Raw genomic sequence first — 20690 nt, 5'->3', positions numbered from 1 at the left:
AAACATCGAGAAAGCCGTCCCTCGGGGCGGCTTTCTTGTTTTCAGCCTTCAGCCAACTTCGCCGTCGTGATGTGATGCAAGGCCACGGCGCTGGTGGCCGCCACGTTCAGCGAATCGAATCCTCCCGCCATGCGGATGCCGACGGGGCGGCAGCGCGCGATGATCTCCCCGGCAAGCCCGGCCCCTCGCTGCCCAACAGAATCGCAGTGCGTGGCGCGGGCGCCAGCTCGGCCAGCGCCTGATCCGCCGACGGCGTCAGAGCCAGAACCTCAAATCCTCTACCCTGCAGCAGATCGACCATGGCCTCAGCGTCCAGTCCCGTCGCCATGGGCGTGCGCAGGACCGCGCCGACCGAAACCCGGATCGCCTTGCGGTAAAACGGATCGCAACAGGTCGGGTCCAGCAGCACCGCCCCGGCTCCGAAGGCGGCGGCGTTACGAAACAGCCCGCCCATATTGTCGTGATTGCCGATTCCGCACGCCATCACGACCACGGCCCGCTCCGGCAGTCGATCCAGTAGAGCGCCCGGCTCGACCGGGTCCGGCTTGCGGCCTAGGGCGAGGACGCCCCGGTGCAGATCAAACCCCGCCACCGCGTTCAGAACCGCTTGAGGCGCCACATGGACGGGCACGTCGGACGGAAGACGCTCCAGCACCTCTCTCAGCCCCCCAGCCGCTTCTCGGCGATCAGCACTGACACAGGCGCGCACAGCGACGCCCTGGACGCCAGGACGCGCAGAACCACCTCTCCCTCGGCGACGAACAGCCCCTGCCGCCCGGTCAGGTCGCGCTCTTTCACATCGCGAAAGGCGGCGACGCGGGGATCATCAGGATCGAAAACAGTGATCGGAGTCATGCCGTCCCTTGTAGCGCAGGGCTCTGCGAAAAATTTGGCGATTTCTGCGTTTTACCCGTTGCATGAATCGAAAAGGCGCTGCTATACGCCGGCCTCCCCCGAGGGGATGTTCCGCGGTAGCTCAGTGGTAGAGCAGCCGACTGTTAATCGGCTGGTCGTAGGTTCGAATCCTACCCGCGGAGCCACTCGGGGATTGAAATCCCTAGAGAAACTACCCTAGTGCCGTTGATCCGTCGGACTCTCAATCGGCTAGCCGTCAGACGTTCGCACACGATGCAGTCCGCTGCATGCGCCCTCGGTTCTCTTGAGCGTCCTGGCCACGGTGCTGTCGCACGGCAGATACTTCGACAAAATTTGCCCCACTCTGGCGATCTTGTGCCCCCTTTATGCTCGCGATTAAACCGGCACTACGGCTGGGGGCGCACTCGCCGTCGAGTTCCGCTAGAATAGCGGCGCCCTTGACGCCTACCGCTGGCAGACCTTCGAGCAGGGGCACGCCGGGATCGTCCTGAACGGGATTTCTAGGACGATCGGCCTGGCCGCTGGCGACGCCCTTTCCTTCTATGCTTACACCGATGCTGGGGGCAGGGTTGCGAGCGGAAGAGCGGGCCTGCGCATCAGGCCCGCCTGATCTCGTCAGCGCGTAGCGAAGAAATAGGCCCGCGCGTTCTCGCGAGGAACGAGGTGGTTGTCGGGGTGATCGGCCGTCATGACGGTCTTGAAGCCGCAATATTTCAGCATGGCTACGACCGCCGCTCGGTTCGGGATGTAGTAGTTCGTCGGATCCTTATTGAACGCCATGCCATTCACAAACAGCATCGCCGGATCAGGCTCGTCGAACAGTGCCAGACAGGTCTCGATAATGAGGCATTCCTTGGCCACTCGCCCGGCGTTCTCGATGACCGTCAGCGGATCACGGACGTGATAGATGACGCCCGAGAGCAGCACGACATCGAACTCACCCACCGTTTCGGGTGAGATTTGCGTGGGGTCGATGTCCATGTCTTCGACTTTGGACCCGGTAACGTCGCGCACCCAGTTGAAGCCGTCCTGGGTGCCCCAGCCCGGTCCGCTCCAGCAGTAGTGGTCGGTGGCCAGGACGCGCGCCGCACCTCGCCGCTCAGCCTCGAAAGAGAAGAAGCCGTCCCAGGCGCCGATGTCCAGAAACGTCTTTCCCTTCACCGGATAGCCGAAGATCGTGTTGGCTTCGTCGTTGCACATCTGGTTCGACTTGAAGCCAGGAGTGACGACGCCCCCGCCTAGGTCGATCGAATGAAACCAGGTGATGTTAGCGGGAACTTCGCGGTGTGCGGCGTGCTGCATAATGAACCTTGTTAGAAGAACTTTGTTCATTTCTGACGCTCGATCGGGCGAAAAACAAGGGGCGGCTTCTCCACGAAAGCCGGTGCAGTCTTGAGCAACCTTCCCTGCTGAATGGTGCGGCATCTTCGAAGCCCATCCGCAGAGGCTGGATCTGATCGCTGACGCCGCCGCCGCGATTGAGCACTCGCCCTGCGCGAACCGACTGGACTACCTCGCTGCCCTGACCGTTCTGGTCGTGATCCTTGGGCTGGCGATCTGCTTCGGCCAGCCGGTTTTCGTCGTCTCGACGCTGGCCTGGATAATCGTGTTTGCAGCGACGCTCATAGTTGTCACGCCATCGGGCAAACAGATGACGAAGGTGCTGGCCCAGGTCGCGGCGATCCGCGCAGGACCAAGGCGGATGCGGCATGACCAAGGCGCTGTTCGACATCATTCGCGACCTCAAGGCCACGGGTCGCCCAGGGAGCCAATACAAGCGTCATCGACGATTTCTTGATTCCGCGCGATAGGACTGGCGAGCGCGCGTCGGTCGACCCTGCCTCCACCTGCCTCCAATTGCCGTGAACCGCTTATCGATATCAGCGCTTCTTGGATCATGATGAGATCATGATCGGCGCGCCGAGGCGGCCTCGATCATGGAGGCCGCCGCTATCGATACGCTCGACGCCGAAAGAAGCCGCTAAAAGGCTCAAGGACGCGCGCTGTAGTCCGCGCGCGCGTCATGACGCTCAGTCCGCCTGGCTGACTTCGACCATGTGGCGCTTTATTTTATCCACGCGGGAGCCGAAGCTCAGAGAACTTCGAACAATCCCGCCGCGCCCATGCCGCCGCCGACGCACATGGTGACGACGGCATAACGTTCGCCCCGCCGCTTGGCTTCGATCAGGGCGTGGCCGACCATGCGGGCGCCCGACATGCCGTAGGGATGGCCGATCGAAATGGCGCCGCCGTTGACGTTCAGCCTATCATCCGGAATGCCCAAACGGTCGCGGCAATACAGCACCTGGACCGCAAAAGCTTCGTTCAGTTCCCATAGGCCGATGTCGGAGACCTTGAGGCCGAAGCGTTCCAGAAGACGCGGCACGGCGAAGACGGGGCCTATGCCCATTTCGTCCGGTTCGGTGCCCGCCACGGCCATGCCGACATAGCGACCCAGCGGTTGCAGGCCGCGACGCGCCGCCTCCCCTGCCTCCATAAGAACACAGGCCGAGGCGCCGTCTGACAGCTGGCTGGCGTTGCCCGCCGTGATGATGCCGCCCTCGATCACTGTGCGCAGGCCCTGCAGGCCCTCCAGCGTGGTGTCAGCGCGATTGCCCTCGTCCTTCTCGAGCGTGACGTCGCGATAGGAGACCTCGCCCGTGGCCTTGTCCACGACCTTCATGCGGCTGGTCAGGGGCACGATCTCGTCGTCGAACTTGCCCGCGGCCTGGGCCGCCGCCGTGCGCTGCTGGGATTGCAGGCCATAAGCGTCGCACGCCTCGCGCCCGATGCCATAGCGCTGACCCACCACCTCGGCGGTTTGCAGCATCGGCATATAGGCATCCGGCGCATGGGTCAGAACCGACGGGTCAGTGCTGACCCGCAGGGCCGCATCCTGAACCATGGAAATGCTTTCCACCCCGCCCGCCACGACGATGGGCATCTGGTCGATGATGATCTGCTTGGCCGCCGTGGCTATGGCCATGAGACCGGACGCGCACTGCCGATCGATGGTCATGCCGGCCACGCCGACGGAGAATCCCGCCGCCAGCGCCGCAGTGCGGCCGATGGTGTGCTGCACGCCCTGGGGCAGCGCCGAGCCGATGATGCAGTCGTCAATCTCGGACGGATCGATGCCGGCGCGGGTGACGGCGGCCTTCAGCGCATGGGCCATCAGGGTCGGCGACGGGGTGTCGTTGAAGGCCCCACGATAGGCCCGGCCGATCGGGGTGCGGGCGGTCGAGACGATTACGGCTTCACGCATGGCGGGTCCTTAATGGGCAGTGGTGTTGAAGGCGGGCGAACAGGTTTCAGTCTGCGGCACGGATGGAGCAATCAACCCGATATTCCAGAACCACGCCAGATCTCCGGCGGCCCGGAGGCGACAGACCACCTCCTCATGAAGGTCGTAACCGTTCCGGGTTTTGACGCGAGCCAATGGCCTGTCTTCGAGGGCCAGATAGGCGCGTGTGTCGCCATAGGCGGGCCAGTCGCTCTCTCCCTCAGCCAGAGGGCGGCCCGTCTTGACGAAGCTGGCCCAGTAGCGGGTCATGGCCCGGGACAGTCCCTCTTCTTCGGGGGTCGCGGGCGGCCGCGGCCAATAGGCGGGCAGGCGATCAGCTGTGCCGAAGATGTAGGGTATTTCTGAAGCGTGGAAGGCCCGCAGATTATGCGCCTCCTGAGCCGGGTAGCCGTGATCCCAATAGTAGAGATAGCTGTTCAGCCCGGCCTTCTGCTGGTCCTCGACCAGCCGCTCGGCGCTCCAGCCATACAGACCGTCGCGCGTGGCCGCCAACATGGAGGCGTCGAGGTTATCCCCCGAATAGAGGCTCAAGGAAGGGACCGGCCAGATCGCCATAGCGGGTCCGGATCTCGCGGACCCAGTCGCCCTGGGTCTCGGGCTTGGGCGGCAGGAGAATCCGCAAGGAGCGGATTTCACCCTCATTGAAGCCCGCCAGAACCGGCGTCTTGGCCTGTTCGCCCGCGTCGATGGCGTCGATCACCTGCTTAGGCAGGATGTGGCCGTCCACGGTCCCCATGGGGAAATAGCCGGTTGCCGGCAGCTTGGCCAAAATCTCGTCGGCAGAGAGGGCGCGAAGCTCGTCAGCTGTCTGGGCCCCAAGCGCCGTGGCCACGGTCGTCCCCGCCAGTTCCGAGTCCGGCCAGCCGACATAGGGCGTGTCGCGCAACACAGGCGAGGTGATCATATAGGGGCTCTGAGCGATGGCGCCGTGGAACAGGCCCGCCGCCCTGGGCGAGGTCATAAGGTACATGACGCTGAGCGCGCCCGCGCTCTCGCCCGCGATGGTGACGCGACCGGCGTCCCCGCCAAAGGCGGCGATGTTGTCCCTCACCCACTCCAGGGCCGCGATCTGGTCCAACAGGCCATAGTTGCCCGAGATGTTCTCAGGCGTCTCGGCGCTCAGAGCCGGATGGGCCAGCCAGCCGAACAGGCCGAGGCGATAGTTGATGGTAACGACGACCAGCCCCTCGCGAGCCAAGGCGGCGCCGTCGTAAAAGGGCTCGTGCCCCGCCCCCATGCTCAGCGACCCGCCATGGATCCAGACCATGACCGGCAGGTCCTTGGCGCCCTCGGGCGCCCACACATTGAGGTAAAGGCAGTCCTCGCTGATGGCTTCATAGTCCGCGACCGGCGTCTTGGCCTGCATGCACGCCGCGCCGAAGCGCGTGGCGTCCTGCACCCCGCTCCACGCCTCCACCGGCTGAGGCGCGCGCCATCGCAAGTCGCCGACGGGCGGCTTTGCGAAGGGAACGCCCTTGAACACGGCTAGGCCGCCTTCGACCTGACCCCTGACCTGACCGGCCATGGTCATCGCCACGGGCGCACCGGCCAGGGCCGTCGTCGGCAGCAGCGCCAGGGACATCACGCCCGCGACAAGGAAAGATCGAAGACTGCTCATCTGCACCCTCAGATACCGGGGCCGAAACCGGCCTTGCCCAGTTCCAGCTTCGATTGGTCAAAGGCCTGATGCGGGACGATATCGTCGGTCGGGTCGATCAACTCATCAAACCGTTCGACCAGGATCTCGGCGATATCCTCGGCATCGGCCGGCACGTGGATGCCACGCGTCATGGAGATACGTGCGGCCTCAAAGCTCTTGGCTCCGGCGCAGATGATGGTGCGGTTGGGCGCATCGGCATGCACAAGCGCCAGCACGGCCGGCGAAACGAACTCTGGCCGGATCAGGTCCACCGTCTCCTGAGGCATCAGGCCTTCCATCATCTGCGTAGCGGCGGTCGGCGCCAGCGCATTGACGCGGATGTTGTAGCGCTCGCCCTCCAGGCCCAGCGTCTGCATGAGTCCGACCACGGCCATCTTGGCGGCGCTGTAGTTGGCCTGGCCGAAATTGCCGAAAATGCCGGATGACGAGCTGGTCATGACGATCCGGCCATAGTTCTGGGCCCGCATGATCTCCCAGACCGCCTTGGTCGGAATAACCGAACCCATGACATGGACGTCCAGGATCAGGCGGAAGGCGTCGAGGTCCATCTTGCCGAAGCTCTTGTCGCGCAGGATGCCGGCGTTGTTCACCAGAATATCGATCCGCCCCCACTGCTCATGGGCCGACTTGACCATGGCGTTGATGAAGGCCTCGTCCGTGACGGAGCCGATGGCGGCCATCGCCTCGCCGCCCGCAGCCTTGATCTCGGCCACGACCGCGTCTGCGCCGGCGCCCATGTCGTTGACGACCACCTTGGCCCCGCGCTTGGCCAACAGCAGGGCGTGGGAGCGACCCAGGCCGCCGCCGGCGCCGGTCACAATGGCTACCTGGCCGTCAAGTCTGATCATGAGCGTTCTCCATTGTCGTAAAGCGGCCAGCCAGCCCCCGTCCCGGCTGGGCGCGCCGTCACTCGGCGCCGGCCTTGCGGGCGTCCAGAGCGCCGATGATTTCCCCGTGGCGCTTGCGTGTCAGGCGATAGCCAAACAGGAACAGCGGCGCGAGGAAGGCGATCAGGGCAGGCAGCGGGCCGGACGCCAGCGCCAGCTTGGTTAGGACCTCGCTGGGGATCACCAGATCCGGACGCGAAGCGACGTCCGTGGGGAAGCGGATCAAGTCCAGCGCCACGCCGGCGATCAGGCCCCCGACGCCCGACGCCGCCTTGAACGCCAGCGTCAGACCCGAGAAGAACAGCCCTTCGCGGCGCACGCCGAACAGATACTCATGCTCGTCCGCGGTGTCGGCCATCATCGACTGGAAGCCGACGCCGCCGACCATGATGGCCGTGCCCATGAGCATGCCGTTGATCAGCAGCACGATAGCCGCCGCGTCCGGCGTCAGTTTCACCGGCGACAGGACTTGGTAAAGCGGCGGCCAGAACAGCAGCACCGCAATGGCGAAATAGGCGATCAGCGACAGGGTGCGCTTTTCCATGCGGCGCAGGATCAGCGTGCTGAGCGGCGCCCCCAGCACCGGCCCCAGACAGGCGCTCAGCAGGATGATCTGGATAGCCGTCGTATCCAGCCCCCAGAAGTAGCGGCTTGAATGCAGGGCCAGCGACGAATGGGTCGAATAGGCCAGAAAATACAGCAGCACCGTTCCGAACAGCAGCATGAAGGAGCGGTTGCGCTTCAACTCCTTCATCTCGCGGAAGAAGCCCAGCAGCAGGTTTTCCTTGCTCTCCTCCGGCCCATGCAGGCGGGGCTGAACTGACCAGACCGAACGAATGGCGATCATGCCCGCCAGGAACATGGCGAAGGCGCATGTCCAGCCGAACGGAACATAGTTTTCGCGCTCCAACATCCCCGTGGCGCCGGACATGAAGACGCCCAGACCCAGGACCACGCCGAGCAGGATGCCGGCGTTCTGGAACGACAGGCGATAGGCCACGATGCTGGCCCGCTCTGTATGGTTGTCGGTCACCTCGGCGCCGACAGCCGTATAGGGCAGCACGAAACCGGACAGCGAGACCCGCAGCACCACCAGACAGACGGTGGCGTAGATGAACTGCGCTGCTCCGGTCAGGCTTTCGGGCATGGAGAACAGCAGGCCGAACGACAGGACGAAGGGGATCAGGCCCAGCGCCATGAAGGGGACCCGGCGGCCATGGCGGGATTTCAGCCGGTCGCTGGCCAGGCCGATGGCCGGATCGGCGACCCCGTCCACCAGCAGGGCGATCATCTTGGCCAGCCCGGCCATGGTGCCGCTCATGCCGCAGACGGCCGTGAGGAAGAACAGCAGGAAGAAGCCGAAACCGGCGACGACAATGCCGTCGGCCAGGGCTCCCGAGCCGTAGGTGAGTTTGAAAATGCGCGAGAGGGGCTGGCTACGCAGGGCCGCCCCCGTCGCTGGATTACTGGTGTGACTCATGCCGCTCCCCACATGCTTTCGCCCCGAACTCCACGGCCAGATCACGCCGAGCGCCCGGCCCCGTTGAGTGCGCCATAGATGCCTTGCTGGAACACCGGCAGGGCCTTGCGCCCGGCGGCGCCGCGCCCCGTGGCGATCGTCGAGCCGCTGTTGGCGGAAACCGGCACCTGGTGCTGGATCAGGAAGATCATCACCATGTCGTTGGCCGGATCGGCCTGCCACCACGTGCCGAACACGCCCGGCCAGGTGAAGCTGCCGACTTCGCCGTAGCCATAGGGGTTGTCGGTCAGGTCCTCGGTGATCGCCAGACCCAGGCCGAAGCCGGACTTGGTCCACAGGTCCATGCCCGCGAACGGATACGCCCGCTGTTCCGGCGTCAGGCGGTTGGTCAGCATCAGCTTGACCGTCTCAGGCTTGAGCAGACGAACGCCGTCCAGCTCGCCGCTGTTCAGCAGCATGCGAGCGAAGCGGTGATAATCCGGTGCGGTCGTCACCAGTCCGCCGCCCGCAGGCGTATATTCGGGCGGGGCGTCGAAGACCGGGATGTCCACCCGGCCTAGCCCACCCACGCCCTCCCGATAGGCATAGAGGCTGGCCAGACGATCCAACTTGTCTTTCGGCAGCCAGAAATCGGTGTCCATCATCCCCAGCGGATGCAGCACCTTCTCCAGCATGGCCTCGCGCACCGAGACGCCGAGGACGCGGCCGATCAGGAAGCCGAGAACCTCGGTCGAATGCCCATAGTGGAAATGATGCCCCGGCTGGCACGACAGCGGCAACGTCCCCAGCCCCGCCAGCCATTCATCGACCGACTTTTCATTGATGCCGGGATCCCCCAGCGCCGCGTTGTAGGCCGCCTGGATGGGCCCTTCAGAGAAGGGCGCATAGGCCAGTCCCGACTGGTGGGTCAGAAGGTCCTCGACCGTGATGTCGCGATGAGCCGGCTCGGTCTGGTCCAGCGGCCCGGCGGGGTCGAGCAGAACCTGACGATTGGCCAGCTCGGGGATCCAGCGCGTGACCGGATCCTCGAGCGCCATCCCCCTTCCTCGACCAGCATCATGGCCAGGACCGAGGTCACCGGCTTGCTCATCGAGGCGATGCGGAACTGGCTGTCCGGACGCATCGGCTTCTCAGCCTCGCGGTCCTGCCAGCCGATCTGCTCCTCATAGAAGACCTGCCCGTTACGCGAGGCCAGCGCCACCATCCCGGCCAGTTCGTCGCGATCGACGAAGGCCTGCAGTTTCGGGCGAATGGCCTTCAGGGCTTCCGGATCAAAGCCCAGCGAACGGGCCAGTGCTTCATGACTCATCACGCCACCACAGGTCGCTGCTTAGAACTTCTTGCGCAGGTTCAGCGCAACGAAACGGCCAATAGGGTTGTAAGCCCCGCCGATGCCGTCGGTGGCCGGGAAGTAAGGCGGGGTCTCGTCCAGCAGGTCATTGACCTGGAGCGAAGCCGTCATGCCTTGCGACCAGCCGGCGTCGGGCAGGGTCCAGGACACGCGCAGGTCGACAGTCACGTACGGCGAGGACGTGTACTGGGCCACGCCGGTCGGGGTGGCGTAGTTGTTGGTGTATTCGCCGCGGAAGTTGACGAAGCTCGCCACGCTCCAGGCGCCCACGTCGGCGCCGAGGGTGAAGCGGGCCGTCGTTTGCGGAATGCCAAGGTCCAGGCTGTCGGCCACCGCTGAGTTCGGCGTCTGTTTGACGTCGTAGTTCAGGATGTAGTTGGCCGACAGGTCCGCATAGACCAGACCGAAATCGGTCGGCCAGTTGTAGCGGAAGAACATGTCCAGACCGTCGGTGCTGCGCATCCCGAAGTTGTTGAGGCGCAGGTCGAGGAAGTTCACGGCCGCCGGGATCGCCGACGGAACGTTGACATTCACATGGCCGGCCAGCAGGGCCTGAAGCTCGCTCGGGGTCGGGTCGCGATGGATGACCTTGGAGAAGGTCGGGTCGGTGAAGACCATGGCGGCCGAGGGCACGCCGATCGTGTTGATATATTCAATGTTGTAGTAGGTAAGGCTGGCCTTGAAGTTGGGTGCGAACGAAGGCGTCCAATCCGCGCCCAGCGACCAGGTTTCGGCCTCTTCCGGCTGCAGGTTCTTGTTCCCGCCCAGCAGATAGATGGTGGCGACCTGATTGGGTCCGCGGGTCGGGTCATTGGCGCCGACCACTGAAGTCGCCGCATCCAGATAATAGGCCCCGACCGTCGCGCCGATCTGGCGCATGCCCGGCGCACGGAACGACTGGCCGTAAGAGGCGCGCAGGTCCAGACCGTTTGCCGGGGTCCAGTTTACGCCGATCTTCGGGTTCGAGGTTTCGCCGAAGTCGCTGTATTTGTCGTAGCGGCCCGACAGCGACAGCGACAGCTTCTGCACCAGCGGCAGCGCATTGGCTTCGCTGACGAGCGGGGCGAAGATTTCGCCGTAGAATGAACCGATATCGCGGTCGAGCTTCTCGGGCACCGGAGAGGCCCCTACGACCCCGCGCTGCTCAAAGGTTTCCTTGCGGTATTCGGCGCCCCTTGAGCGATTTTCATCGTGCCGCCGGGCAGCTCGAACAGCGGACCGCTCAAACGGGCCGAAGCCATGTCCATGGTCTGAGTGATGCCCACAGCCGTAGCCGCATTGGAGAGGATGGCCTGTTTGACCGCTTCCGAAGTGCCATCGCCGAACGGATCCAGCGCCGTCGCCGCCGTGGTTCCGAAACCCGCCGCCGTGATCGCCGCAGTGTTGATGGCCGGAATATAGGCGTCGTTGTCCGTCCGGCCGAACGTGCCGCCCAGCGTCAGTTCAAACTCGCGCGGCAGCTGGAAATCAACCCCCGCCGAGCCGTTGAAGACCTGCTTGTCGTCCCGGTTGATGAAGTGGTCGGCGCCGACGATGTTGTCCGGGCGGAACAGCACATAGGCCACATTGGCCGCGCCACCCGCCGGGCCTCTGAAGAAGGGATTGGCGGCGCTCATCGCCACCGATTGAACCGGCAGCCCCACGCGCATTTCGTCATGGCGATCAGCATAGAGGGCCTCGCCCCACAGTCGGATCTTGTCCGACACGAGATACTCGCCCGACGCGAACAGGCTGTGCAGCTCGGTCGAGGGGTAGAGATCGACCACGGCGCCGTTGTCGCAATAGTTCTTGGTGCCGGCGACCAGACCCGGCGCCGCATGATACACGGCGTAGAAGCTCGTATCGTACAGCACGTTCGGCGTCGGGCAGTTGACCGCCCGCGCATCTAGACCGCCCTGCTTGGTGAAGTCCTGCGTACGATAGTCGCGGTCGCCGCCGGTGATGCTGTCGTTCTGCGTGTACTGATAAGCGATCAGCGCCGAGCCGCGCTCGAACGTCTTGCCGGCCAGCACGCCGAAGTGACCCTGATAATAGGCGTCGCCCACGCCGTAGTTGGCGCTCGCCTCGACACCGTCCACGCGGCGGCGGGTGATGAAGTTGACCACGCCCGTCACAGCGTCGGAGCCATAGATCGAAGAGGCGCCGTCGGCCACGACCTCCACACGCTCGATGGCCAGAGCCGGGATCAACGGATAGTCGGGCGCGGTGTCATTGGCCGCGGCCGCCACCAGGCGGTGACCGTTCATCAGCGGCAGGGTGGCGCTGGACGGCAGGCCGCGCATGCCCGGCGCAAAGGTGCCGAAACCGCCGCTGGCGGCCACAGGCGCGGTGTTGAAGCTGTTCAGCTGGGGCACGGACGCCAGAATGTCCGGCGTATTGGCCGCACCGAGACGCTCGACATCCGCGCGGCTCACGCCGATGAGGTTGGAGCCCACGGGGGGCACGCCGCGGATGCTCGTACCCGTGACGATGATCTCGTCGACGGCGACAGCCTCTTCGTCCGGCCCGGCCTCTTGGGCCTGAACCTGGCCGGCCGCCAGCATGAGGGTGAGCAGAGAAGCGCCGCACACGGCTGCGCGCTTCGTCGAATGACGAACGACTTTCAAATTGACCTCCCGATGGCGACTTTGGCCGCTCTAGTTCGTGGCCGCCGCCTCGGCCAGCCACCCATTCATTCACTTAGCACTAAATGAAACTTTCCCGTCAAGTTCATTTTGTCGCAGCTAAATGAAATGCGTGTTATTCATGACGGAGCATCGCGCCAGCCGCTCGGATGGGTACCATTTCATCCAGATCGTCACGTCAGAGCGCCTACTGGAGAGTCCCGCCCCAATGGCCACCACGCCTGAGAAAAAGTCCGCCGCTCGCGCGCTGAACAACGCGCAGCGACCGAAAAACTGATTCTCGACACGGCGGAGGATCTATTCTCTCAACGCGGCTACTTCGGCGTCACGATCAAGGATGTCGCAGACGCCATGGGCATCCACCCCGCCCTGATCTACTACTACCACGACGGCAAGCAGTCATTGTTCGAGGCTGTGTGGGAGCGGCGGGTTGAACTGGCCGTATCGGCGCGTATCGCCGGGCTGGACGACTACGCCAATGCCGTCGGCGACAACGTGACCATCGAGGGGGCCCTGCGCGCTTTCTACGACAACGCCTTTGACGCCTATATCCATGGCGAAGAAGGCTGGCGCAGCTTTGGCCGCATCTTCGCCCAGGTCAACAATGCGCCCGGCTACGGCACGGAGCTGATGGACGAGTATTTCGATCCCCTGGTGCTGCGCCTGATCGAACTGCTGAAGAAGGCCGTCCCTGATGCGAGCGACGAAGACCTCTTTTGGTGTTTCCAACTGACGTCCGGCGCCTACACCCTCATCCTGTCGCGCACGGGCCGGATTGACCGTCTATCGAACGGCGCTTGCAGTTCTGACGACTTTCAAGCCGTGCGGGAGCGTTTCGTCACCTTCATGGCCGCGGGCTTCGCCGCCGTCTTCGCCGCCAGCAAGAAAAAGGACGCGCCCCAGTCTAGCTGACGCGCGTCCCGACCGGCCGCAGTCCTTATTGAGGCAGGCGCGCCTGCCTCAAAGCGGCGCGCCGGACCTTGCCGGCTTCGTCACGTAAGGCCTCGTTGGTGAACTCAATGCGTTTCGGCATCTTGTAACGGCTCAGCGTCGCGCTGATGAACTTCAGCAAAACCTCTTCGCTGAGGGTCGAGCCGTCCATCGGCTGCACGATGGCATGCACCACTGAACCCCATTCATCGTGCGGCAACCCGATCACGGCGCTGCCGCGCACGTCCGGATGAGCTTCCAGCGCCGCCTCGACTTCGGCCGGATAGATATTGGCGCCGCCCGAGATGATCAGGTCGTTGCGACGGTCCGACAGATACAGATAGCCATCCGCATCCACGCTGCCGAGGTCGCCCATGGTCTCGTATTCGCCGACCAGGCGCGAGTCGCTGCCCAGATAATGGTAGGTCGACGACGGTCCGGTTTCTGGTCGGAAAAAGACCTCGCCCACCTCGCCCACCGCGCATTCACGGCCATCGGCGTCGAGGATTTTGAGGTCATAACCCGGCCGGACCTTGCCCACCGAACCCTTGCGTTTCAACCAGTCGGTTCCGGAAATAATGGTCGAGCCTGTCGCCTCTGTGGTGCCGTAATATTCCCAGACGCGATCGCTACCCAACCAGTCGATCCAGGCTTCCTTGAGCCAGGGCGCGCAGGGCGCCGCCATGTGCAGCATCATGCGCAGGGTCGGAAGCTTGTAGCGGCCCAGGACCTCCGGCCCCAGCTGCAAGATCCGATGCATCATGGTTGGGACCATCGTCACCCAGTTTACGCCATGCTCTTCGATCAGATCGAGGGCCCGCTGGGCGTCGAACTTCTGCATCTCAACAATGGTGTTGCCGGTGAACATGGCCATGGTGATGCAGTGGAACGGCGCGTTGTGATACAGCGGCCCTGGGTTCAGGACGACCTCGCCGGGTTGCTGGTGCAGGAAACCCTCGGTGGTGTTCCACTGCGCCGGCATGGCGTCGACGATCACCTTGGGCCGCCCTGTGGACCCCCGCTCGTCATGGCCTTCCAGTTTTTGGCGATAGCCGGCGGCAGAGGTTCGGCCGAAAGCGCCTGATAGCCCTCAAAAGCGCCATCTACCGTGGGGATGTCCTCACGCGGGCATTGGCCGACGAACAGGCGCGGCCCAACCAGGCCGAGGATGTGCTCCAACTCGACCGGCGCCAGGCGAGCGGACACCACGTTCGGGGTCGCCCCCAGCTTCCAGATACCAAAGATCGTTTCGTAGAAGTCCAGCCCGTTCGGCAGCGCCACGGTGACGTAGTCGTCCTGCCCCACCCCACGGGCCTGCATGAAGCGCGCGCGCTTCGTCGAGCGCGCGTCCAACTCCGCATAGGTCAGACGCAGGTCGTCCATGATGAGCGCAAGGCGTCCAGGCCTCCTCGCCGCGTGATGAGCGAGGATCGAGCACAGCGGCACAGTGTTATCAGTCACGTTTTTGAAGCCTCCCATACGCCGGGCTGGCCTCTAGAACCCTCTCCGGCCCTCATTCATTAACTTAGCACTAAATGAATGAAAAGCGGCATGACCCATCCGAGCACCAAAATACCTTAGGGCCGCCGCCCCGTTGCGTTGCACCAGCACGACCAAGCGCGCTCCGTCTTAGGCCCAGGAGTCGTAAGCGTGTGGCGACATGCCGCCCGTCACCCAAACATCATCTCAAAGCGGCGCCGCCGTCTTATCATTGCAGGGCGCTAAACGGAGATCGCCGGGCCCTAAGCTCACGGCTGGATAATCTTTCTGCCTCGCTTGACTCCTCCCATGGGCAGGAGCGCATATAGAACAAATGAGGAACATTTGTTCACAACCAGAAGCGCTGACTGCGCTGAAGGCGCGGCTGGAGGCGCTTGAGCGATGTGGCGCACGACGCGTCGCTACACCTGAACGTCATGCGGGTGAGGATGTCTTCGCCCCTCTGGCGACCGGCGTGGTTCACGATCTCTACGCCGCTGCGCCCGCCGACGCGGTGGCGGTCAACGCCTTCGGACTGGGCATGGCGCTGCGGGCGGCGGCGGAGCGGCCCATCGTCTGGGGCCTGCATGAGATGATGGCCCAGGAGGCGGGGCGGCCGCACGGTCCGGGCCTGCATGAGATGGGGCTGTCGCCGCGCGACTTGCTGCTGGTGCGGGTGCGCGACGTGCAGACCCTGCTGACCGTGGGCGAAGAGGCCCTCCGCAGTCCCGCCGTGGGCGCCGTGCTGTTGAGCGCCTGGGGCGAGGCCAAGGCCTTCAGCCTGACGGCCAGCCGGCGACTGGCTCTGGCGGCCGAGGCAGGCGGCGCGACCCTGTTCCTGGCGCGGGCGGGCGCCCTGCCCTGCCCCAGCGCGGCCGAGACCCGCTGGTCAGTGGCGTCCTGCGCTTCAGAACCCTTGGAAGGCGAGGCGCCGGGGCGGCCGTCTTTTTCGGCGACCCTGCTGCGGCGGCGCGGCGGCGGGGCGACCGGAACCTGGATCATGGAGTGGGATCGTGAACAGCGAACCTTCCGCCCGCCCGCGCCGCTATATGGCGGTCTGGTTCCCCTGGCTGCCCAGCGACCGGCTGCGGCGTCAGGAGCAGCGCGAAGACGCGCCGCCTGAGGATACGCCCGTCGTCCTGTCCGAGAAGATCAAGGGCGCCCTGCGGCTAGCGGCGGTCGATCCGACGGCCGCGCGAGCGGGACTGACCCCCGGCATCGCCCTGGCCGATGCGCGGGCGCGGACCCCAGCCTTGCGCGTCGTCGCCCATCGACCGGACCTGGACGACGCCCTGCTGGGACGGGTGTTGGAGGACTTCGGCCGCTTCACCCCCATGATCGCGCTCGACCCGCCGCACGGCCTGATGTTGGACGTGACCGGCTGCGCCCACCTGTTCGGCGGCGAAGCGGACCTGATGCGGACGGTTCAGACGCGTGCCGAACGCGCCGGGCTTCAAACGCGATGCGCCCTGGCCGCAACGCCTCAGGTCGCTCGCGCCCTGGCGCGTTTCGGATCCGGCGGGCGGTTCGAGCCCGGGGAGGAGCGCGCCGCCGCACGCCGCCTGCCCGTCGCCGCTCTGGAGTTGCCGCAAAAGGAGGAGCAGGCCCTGCGCCGCGCAGGGCTGAAACGTCTGGCTGACCTGGACGACCGGCCCCGCGCGCCTTTGGCCGCCCGTTTCGGCGCCGATTTTCCCGCCCGGCTAGCGCGGGTTCTGGGCGACGAGGACGTGCGCATCACCCCGCATCGTGCGGCCGCACCCGTCGTGGTCGACCGCGTCTTCTTCGAGCCGATCTCGGCGCCTGAAGACATCGAGCGGGTTCTGTCCGACCTGCTGATCGAGACCATGGACCGACTGGATCAGACGGGCCTGGGCGGCCGCGCCTTCGAGGCCGGCTTCTATCGCGTGGACGGCGAGACGCGTCGGATCGCCGTCCGCACCGGCCGTCCGACCCGCGACGCGCCCGCGACCCTGCGGCTGTTCCGCGAGCGGATGGCGGCCCTGGCCGTCCCGCTGGACCCCGGCTTCGGCTTCGACCAGATGCGGATGTCCGTGCCCTGGACCCAGATCCTGGCGCCGACCCAGCAAGGCCTGGAGCGCGAAACGCCCGGCGAGGAAGCCTTCAGTCGTCTGGTCGACCGGCTGACCGCGCGCCTGGGGCCAGAGGCGGTGCTGCGTTTCGAGCCCTTCGCCTCGCACATTCCCGAACGGGCGGCGCGGCTGGTTCCGGCCTCGGCCCGCCATGGCGCCGAGACCTGGCCCGACCTCGATCCCGACGATCCGCCCTTGCGGCCCTTGCAGATGTTCGATCCGCCCCAGCCGGTCGAGACCCTGGCCGAAGTCCCTGACGGCTATCCTCTGAAGTTCCGCTGGCGCCGCGTCCTGCACGAGGTGACGCGCGCCGAAGGGCCTGAGCGGATCAGCGGCGAATGGTGGCGCGCCCCGAACCAGCGCACCCGCGACTATTACCGGGTCGAGGACCGGGACGGCCGTCGCTTTTGGCTGTTCCGCCAGGGTTTCTATGGCGAGACGCCCGAGCCGCGCTGGTTCATCCACGGCCTGTTCGCATGAGCAGGCTCGACCCTGGCGGCGCCTATGCGGAACTGGCGACGGCCAGCAACTTTTCCTTCCTGCGCGGCGCCTCGCATCCCAAGGATCTGGTGCTGACGGCGATCCTGCGCGGCCATGCCGGACTGGGGCTGGCTGATCGCAACACCGTAGCGGGCGTGGTGCGGGCCTGGAGCGCGCTGAAGGAACTGCGGGCCGAAGGCCTGGCCCCGCCGGACAAGGTGCGCGAGGGCGGCAGTCCGGGCGAGATCGCCTTCATCGAGAATCCGCTGAACGATCCGGCCCTGTCCGAAGAGGTAAAGCGGCGTGCGGCGGACTTCCGCCTGCTGACAGGCGCGCGGCTGGTCTTCAACGACGGGACGCCGGACGTCATCGCCTATCCCGAAACGCGCGCGGGCTGGGGCCGCCTGACGCGCCTGCTGACCCTGGGCAATCGCCGGGCGAAAAAGGGCGAGTGCGAGATCGGCCTGCGCGACCTGCTGGCCGATCCTGAAGACCTGCTGCTGATCCTCGTCCCGCCCGATCGGCTGACAGGGCTGGAAGAGGTGCTGGCTCGCATGACCGAGGCGGCGCCGGGCGCGGTCTGGCTGGGCGCCGCTCTGCACAGGCGCGGCGACGACCGGCGCCGGTTGGCCCGACTGAAGGCCATGGCGGCGCGGACGGACGTTCCGCTGCTGGCGCTGAACGATGTCCTCTACGCCGCGCCCGATGACCGCGACCTGCAGGACGTCCTGACCTGCATCCGCGAAGGCGTGAGCATCGAGACTGCCGGCCGCCGGCTGGAAGCCAATGCCGAACGCTGGCTGAAGCCCGTGGACGAAATGGTCCGCCTGTTCAAAGACGCGCCCGAGGCGGCAGCCGAGACGACGGCCTTCCTGTCGCGCGCGACCTTCGATCTGTCCGAACTCAGCTATCAATACCCGGAAGAGCCGGTCCCGCCCGATTGGACCCCACAGGCCTGGCTGGAAGAGCTTACGGGGCGTCACGCCGCAATGCGCTATCCCGACGGCGTTCCCGACAAGGTCCAGGCCCTGCTGGACAAGGAACTGGCCTTTATCGCCCGCAAGGACATCGCCCCCTATTTCCTGACCATCTTCGACATCGTCCGCGTGGCGCGTGACAAACGCATCCTGTGTCAGGGGCGCGGCTCGGCCGCCAACTCGGCGGTCTGCTACGTCCTGGGCATCACCTCGGTGGATCCGATGGACTCCGATCTGCTGTTCGAGCGCTTCTTGTCCGAAGACCGTAACGAACCGCCCGACATCGATGTCGATTTCGAGCATGAGCGGCGCGAAGAGATCATCCAGCACATCTACGAACGCTATGGCCGCCACCGCGCCGGCATTGCCGCCACCGTCATCCACTTCCGCCCCCGCAGCGCCATCCGCGAAGTGGGCAAGGTCCTGGGTCTGACCGAAGACATCACCGCCCGTCTGGCCGCCAGCCACTGGGGCAGTTGGGGAACCGAGATCGACGATCGCCACGTCGTTCAGGCGGGACTGGACGCCGCCAACCCCACGATCGCCCGCGCGGTCGAGATGGCGTCTCGCCTGCTGAACTTTCCCCGTCATCTCAGCCAGCACGTGGGAGGCTTCGTCCTGACCCAGGACCGGCTGGACGAGATGGTCCCCATCGGCAACGCCGCCATGCCGAACCGGACTTTCATCGAATGGGACAAGGACGACATCGACGCCCTGCGCCTGATGAAGGTCGATGTTCTGGCGCTCGGCATGCTGACCTGCATCCGCAAGGCCTTCGACCTGATCCGCACGCATGAGCATGAGGACTGGGAATTGCACACCGTCCCGCGCGAGGACCCAGCCGTTTACGACATGCTGTGTCGGGGCCAGTCCATCGGGGTCTTCCAGGTCGAAAGCCGGGCCCAGATCAACATGCTGCCCCGCCTAAGGCCACGCTGCCTCTACGATCTCGTCATCCAGGTCGCCATTGTCCGCCCTGGCCCGATTCAGGGCGACATGGTCCACCCCTATCTGCGTCGCCGCAACAAGGAGGAGGAGGTCGTCTATTCCTCGCCCTCCCCCGATCACGGCCCGCCCGACGAACTGGAACAGGTGTTGCGCAAGACCCTCGGCGTGCCCTTGTTTCAGGAGCAGGCGATGAAACTGGCCATCGTCGCCGCCGAATTCAGCGACCGCGAGGCCAATGGCCTGCGCAAGGCCATGGGCACGTTCCGCGGCGACGGAAAACTGCACGCCTATGAAACTCGCATGGTCAGTCGGATGGTCGCGCGCGGCTATGATCCAGCCTTCGCCCAGCGCTGCTTCGACCAGATCAAGGGCTTCGGCTCCTACGGCTTCCCCGAAAGCCACGCCGCCAGCTTCGCCCGGCTGGTCTACGTCTCGTCGTGGATCAAGCATCGCCACCCGGCGGCCTTCGCCTGCGGCCTGCTGAACAGCCAGCCCATGGGCTTCTATGCCCCCGCCCAGATCGTGCGCGAGGCGCAGGAGGTCGGAAAGGTCGAGGTGCGCCCCATCGACGTCTCATACAGCCACTGGGACAACAGTCTGGAGGGCCCTGCCGACGCGCCCATTCTGCGCCTGGGTCTTCGCCAGATCGACGGCTTCAGAGAGGACTGGGCCAACGCCTTGTCGACAGCGCGGGCCGAAAGGCCCTTCGTCGATATCGAAACCCTGGCCCGACGCGCCGAATTGCCCGGCGCCGCCATGCGCAAGCTGGCCGACGCGGACGCCTTCCGGTCCCTGGGCCAGGACCGTCGCGAGGCCTTGTGGGCGGTGCGTCGCCTGCCCGACGACGATCCCCTGCCCCTGTTCGCCGCCGCCGAGGCGCGCGAACGCGGCGCCCGCGAACTGGGGGCTGAACCCGACGCTCATCTGCCCCTGATGCCGCTGGGCGAGCACGTCGCCGCCGACTATCAGACCGCGCGCCTGTCGCTGAAGGCCCACCCCATGGCCATCTTGCGCCCCGTCTTCGCCGCTGACCGCGTGCTGACCTGCGCGGCGACCGAGGCCAAGCGCGGCGGTTCCGTCGTACAGGTCGCAGGCGTGGTCCTGGTGCGTCAGCGGCCGGGCAAGGGCGCCGCCGTCTTCGTGACCCTGGAGGACGAGACCGGCATCACCAACGTGGTCCTGTGGGCGCGGATGCTGGACCAGTTCCGGCGCGAGGTCATGGGCGCCCGCCTGATGCAGGTCGAAGGCGTGGTCGAGAAAAGCCCTGAAGGCGTCGTCCACGTGGTCGCTCGTCGCATCCTCGACCGCAGCGCCGAACTGTCCCGCCTGTCGGAGGACCACGAGGCCCACATTCAACTGTCTCGCGCTGACGTCGTCGCTCACCCGCAGCCGTCGCGCCACCCGTCCCACAGGCACCCGCGCGACGTGCGCATCCTGCCGGGGTCGCGGGATTTTCATTGATCTGAGGTCTTGGCGGCTGCTCCAATGATTGCTGCGCCCGCCCGCCGCAGGTCGGCAGCCCCCGCCACGCTGAGCCATCGCGCGCCTTGTCGGCCTCGCCATCGAACGCCAACATGGCCTTGAACGCCCCCACTACTCGGAGC

At 65.5% G+C, this 20690-nt stretch carries 15 protein-coding genes, 1 tRNA gene and 2 pseudogenes; 5 read left to right on the top strand and 13 right to left on the bottom strand.

Translation table 11 applies throughout. The features are described 5' to 3' along the window. Positions 1–41: 41 nt before the first annotated feature. Positions 42–855: pseudogene (locus V8F63_RS12240) on the bottom strand (RNA methyltransferase). Between the two features lie 110 nt (positions 856–965). Between V8F63_RS12240 and V8F63_RS12235 the strand changes: the two are divergent. After that, positions 966–1040: transfer RNA gene (locus V8F63_RS12235), tRNA-Asn, on the top strand. Positions 1041–1491: 451 nt separating this feature from the next. Here the strand turns inward: V8F63_RS12235 and V8F63_RS12230 are convergent. The 10 genes and pseudogenes from V8F63_RS12230 to V8F63_RS12185 all read right to left on the bottom strand — a co-directional run bounded on the left by V8F63_RS12230 (position 1492) and on the right by V8F63_RS12185 (position 12128). Then, positions 1492–2178: a DUF1698 domain-containing protein gene (locus V8F63_RS12230; RefSeq protein WP_392353401.1), complete on the bottom strand. Its 687-nt coding sequence runs from the start codon at positions 2176–2178 to the stop codon at positions 1492–1494. A 790-nt stretch (positions 2179–2968) separates the two neighbouring features. Beyond that, positions 2969–4141, bottom strand: coding sequence for an acetyl-CoA C-acyltransferase (locus tag V8F63_RS12225; RefSeq protein ID WP_392353400.1), 1173 nt, complete (start codon positions 4139–4141; stop codon positions 2969–2971). 9 nt (positions 4142–4150) lie between these two features. Then, positions 4151–4675, bottom strand: a complete 525-nt coding sequence (locus tag V8F63_RS12220; protein WP_392353399.1) for a carboxylesterase family protein — start codon at positions 4673–4675, stop codon at positions 4151–4153. Between the two features lie 13 nt (positions 4676–4688). After that, the gene (locus V8F63_RS12215) at positions 4689–5762 is read right to left on the bottom strand and encodes a carboxylesterase family protein (protein WP_392353397.1); all 1074 of its coding nucleotides are present in this window, start codon (positions 5760–5762) and stop codon (positions 4689–4691) included. 44 nt (positions 5763–5806) lie between these two features. After that, positions 5807–6685, bottom strand: coding sequence for an SDR family NAD(P)-dependent oxidoreductase (locus tag V8F63_RS12210; RefSeq protein WP_392355089.1), 879 nt, complete (start codon positions 6683–6685; stop codon positions 5807–5809). Positions 6686–6746: 61 nt separating this feature from the next. After that, positions 6747–8207: an MFS transporter gene (locus V8F63_RS12205; protein WP_392353396.1), complete on the bottom strand. Its 1461-nt coding sequence runs from the start codon at positions 8205–8207 to the stop codon at positions 6747–6749. Positions 8208–8248: 41 nt separating this feature from the next. After that, positions 8249–9205 (bottom strand): serine hydrolase, encoded by a 957-nt coding sequence (locus tag V8F63_RS12200; RefSeq protein ID WP_392355088.1) that lies wholly within the window; start codon positions 9203–9205, stop codon positions 8249–8251. Further along, on the bottom strand, positions 9115–9516 hold the full coding sequence (locus V8F63_RS12195) for a serine hydrolase domain-containing protein (protein ID WP_392353394.1): 402 nt from the start codon (positions 9514–9516) through the stop codon (positions 9115–9117). The genes V8F63_RS12200 and V8F63_RS12195 overlap by 91 nt, the downstream gene beginning before the upstream one ends. Positions 9517–9537: 21 nt before the next feature. Beyond that, a pseudogene (locus V8F63_RS12190) lies at positions 9538–10686 on the bottom strand (TonB-dependent receptor); the annotation flags it as partial. Beyond that, positions 10686–12128, bottom strand: a complete 1443-nt coding sequence (locus tag V8F63_RS12185; protein WP_392353392.1) for a TonB-dependent receptor plug domain-containing protein — start codon at positions 12126–12128, stop codon at positions 10686–10688. The gene V8F63_RS12185 and the pseudogene V8F63_RS12190, both read right to left, overlap by 1 nt. Positions 12129–12455: 327 nt before the next feature. Here V8F63_RS12185 and V8F63_RS12180 point away from each other — a divergent pair, with 327 nt between their 5' ends. Next, entirely contained in the window at positions 12456–13094 is a 639-nt protein-coding gene (locus tag V8F63_RS12180; RefSeq protein WP_392355087.1) for a TetR/AcrR family transcriptional regulator, read from the top strand. A gap of 25 nt (positions 13095–13119) precedes the next feature. On the opposite strand, the gene V8F63_RS12175 is transcribed toward V8F63_RS12180, so the two are convergent. Continuing rightward, positions 13120–14109: an AMP-binding protein gene (locus V8F63_RS12175; protein ID WP_392353391.1), complete on the bottom strand. Its 990-nt coding sequence runs from the start codon at positions 14107–14109 to the stop codon at positions 13120–13122. Continuing rightward, a complete protein-coding gene (locus V8F63_RS12170) occupies positions 14106–14573 on the bottom strand; it encodes an AMP-binding protein (protein WP_392353389.1) in 468 nt (155 codons plus the stop codon). The genes V8F63_RS12175 and V8F63_RS12170 overlap by 4 nt, the downstream gene beginning before the upstream one ends. A 493-nt stretch (positions 14574–15066) precedes the next feature. Between V8F63_RS12170 and V8F63_RS12165 the strand changes: the two genes are divergently transcribed. Genes V8F63_RS12165 through V8F63_RS12155 form a run of 3 tightly spaced genes read left to right on the top strand, consistent with a single transcriptional unit; the run spans position 15067 to position 20547 of the window. Next, a complete protein-coding gene (locus tag V8F63_RS12165) occupies positions 15067–15714 on the top strand; it encodes a hypothetical protein (protein ID WP_392353387.1) in 648 nt (215 codons plus the stop codon). Beyond that, on the top strand, positions 15605–17161 hold the full coding sequence (locus tag V8F63_RS12160) for a DNA polymerase Y family protein (protein ID WP_392353385.1): 1557 nt from the start codon (positions 15605–15607) through the stop codon (positions 17159–17161). The genes V8F63_RS12165 and V8F63_RS12160 overlap by 110 nt, the downstream gene beginning before the upstream one ends. Next, a complete protein-coding gene (locus tag V8F63_RS12155; RefSeq protein WP_392353383.1) occupies positions 17158–20547 on the top strand; it encodes an error-prone DNA polymerase in 3390 nt (1129 codons plus the stop codon). Before V8F63_RS12160 ends, V8F63_RS12155 begins: the two co-directional genes overlap by 4 nt. Positions 20548–20690: the final 143 nt, after the last annotated feature.

Source organism: Brevundimonas sp. LF-1, from assembly GCF_037055305.1.
GTDB lineage: Bacteria > Pseudomonadota > Alphaproteobacteria > Caulobacterales > Caulobacteraceae > Brevundimonas > Brevundimonas sanguinis.
This window is presented reverse-complemented; position numbering and strand designations above follow the sequence as displayed.